This window comes from Flavobacterium piscis, from assembly GCF_001686925.1.
In the GTDB taxonomy this organism is placed as follows: domain Bacteria; phylum Bacteroidota; class Bacteroidia; order Flavobacteriales; family Flavobacteriaceae; genus Flavobacterium; species Flavobacterium piscis.
Window position 1 is genome coordinate 1 of the sequence record NZ_LVEN01000041.1, and the last position, 807, is coordinate 807.

Genomic DNA, 807 nt, shown 5'->3' on the forward strand with positions numbered 1-807 from the left:
CGTATATTGTTTGTCTTAATTGCTTAAGACTAATTATTATTCGACGTTTTCTCTATCGGTTTTTCAAATCTCTCGATTCCATTACTCTTATTCTTTTGTTTTAACATCTCTGTTAAAACGGCTGTCAATTCAATATGTCTACGAACGTGTTTCTTTTTCAATATCGCTTGTTTCTCAAAGCGGGTGCAAAAGTAGAAAACTTATTTCAAACCGGCAAATGTTTTTTGAAGTTTTTTTTAAGAAAATTTACTTTCCTTTTTCCTTCCAAACCTTACCAATCTATCAATGAACTTTCCGTGTTTTGCGGGGTGCAAATGTAACTTCTGTTTTTAAATCTCACAAGCTTTTCTCAATCTTTTTTTGAAAATAAATTTTCACTTTGATTCGTAATGCTTGTCAGTATTTTAAAGAACGTCTGTCGCTGTTGCGGGTGCAAAAGTAGACCCTTTATTTACATTTACAAGCCTTTTTATTATATATTTTCCATCTTTTTTATAAGTCGTTGGTTGGGTGGTTTTTACAAGGCGAAGTTTTTTGATCTTTGGCTGCTTTTGTTGGGTTTTGCCTGTTTTGGGTGGTTTTAATGAGTTTTGCCACGAAGGCGCTAAGGCGCGAAGGTTTCCTTTTTTGTTGGCTTTGTTTTGAAAAAGTCGCAAAGTTGGGGGTTTTACTGTTTTTTTTTAATCGCGCAATCCCGATAGTTATCGGGAGCTAAGTCGCAAAGTTTATTCTTTTGAGGCGGTTTCTTTCTTCTTATTACTAATGTTTCTTTTGAAAACTACTGCCCTAGGTACTATCTTAATTACC

At 34.3% G+C, this 807-nt stretch carries 1 protein-coding gene; it reads right to left on the reverse strand.

The window, feature by feature from the left end:
• Window positions 1–404: 404 nt before the first annotated feature.
• Complete coding sequence (locus tag FLP_RS17295) at window positions 405–656, reverse strand: hypothetical protein (RefSeq protein ID WP_065450786.1); 252 nt, start codon at window positions 654–656, stop codon at window positions 405–407.
• Window positions 657–807: the final 151 nt, after the last annotated feature.